Below are 1160 nucleotides of genomic sequence, written 5' to 3' on the forward strand. Positions count from 1 at the left end.
ATGGCGCCTAACGCCTGAATTAAGCCGAGCCGCGAAGCGGCTTCGGCTTGAATGAATTGTTAGGCCGCGTCACCGTGCAGCCCAGTAAAGGATAGCCGCTAGGGTGACCAGCGCAGCGGCACCGAGCCACCGTGGGTGAAACGAGATTGAGCCACCACCACGAGACTCCGGGACGATCCCCTGCTCCAGGCTAACAATGAGCTCATCCAGTGCCTCGTCCTGGGATTTGCGGTACTCAGGATCTTTGACCCGTAGGTCTGCATCATGCAGATAGAACATCACCAGAGATGGCAGGCGCACATCGGGGAACGTGGAGTGCTCCCAATCGGTAAAGCGGCGCGCGTCAGCGTACCAGTTGTGCAGATCCTCGCGCCGGGTCGGCGAGGACTGTTGGAGCCGCCGCAACTCACGAGCGATGTCTTTCAGTTGTGAGCCATCGGTCATAGCGGCCTAACGCCTGAATTAAGCCGAGCCGCGAAGCGGCTTCGGCTTGAATGAATTGTTAGGCCACCTGCTGGGACAGTAGTAACCCGACGCCTTGACTGGCGGCCTCATCCCTTAGAGACGCAATCAGCGTCTGTGCCGGGCTAGAAACATCGTGCTGGCACGATATCAGGATGCGAACTGGTCCAGAACCGTACTCGGAGCGAAAAGCTTCACTAGCGATCTCGCCCAGGTAGTTCCGCACCTTTTGCCAGAGGAGCCAGAGCGTTTCTGGGGAATCATCTAAGGGGCCGGCACAAGAAATGACGACATCAACGCCACCATCCTTTCGGACGCCCACAACGTCAAAGCGGTCTAGGTTTCCGATTGGCCCGTTGGATACGTTCATAGGTGGCCTAACGCTTAGTAGACCCCAAAAGCGGGGATATGGACGGGATATTCAGGTGGCGCCGACAGGGAGTCAAGGCGGAAAACTGCGAGAGAGAACAGTCGGTTGCGACGGGCCGGACGGACGGCGAGGGCGCCAGGAGCGCCGTGCATATTTCACTTTCTGCGGCGATAAGTTGTATGAGTCACAAATCTTGAATTTGCTCTTGCCCGGCGGAGCGGGGTTGCTTGCGGCCTAACGCCTGAATTAAGCCGAGCCGCGAAGCGGCTTCGGCTTGAATGAATTGTTATACCTGCCCGCGGCTCACTTGGGCGCCACCGGGAAACGT

Annotated in this window: 1 protein-coding gene; it reads right to left on the bottom strand. The window is 58.3% G+C overall.

All coding sequences use genetic code 11. The annotated features are described in order from the left end of the window. Positions 1 to 69: 69 nt before the first annotated feature. Positions 70 to 444, bottom strand: a complete 375-nt coding sequence (locus tag BP05_RS00125; RefSeq protein WP_496359246.1) for a hypothetical protein — start codon at positions 442 to 444, stop codon at positions 70 to 72. Positions 445 to 1160 lie beyond the last annotated feature (716 nt).

It is taken from the genome of Lysobacter oryzae DSM 21044 (assembly GCF_059568595.1).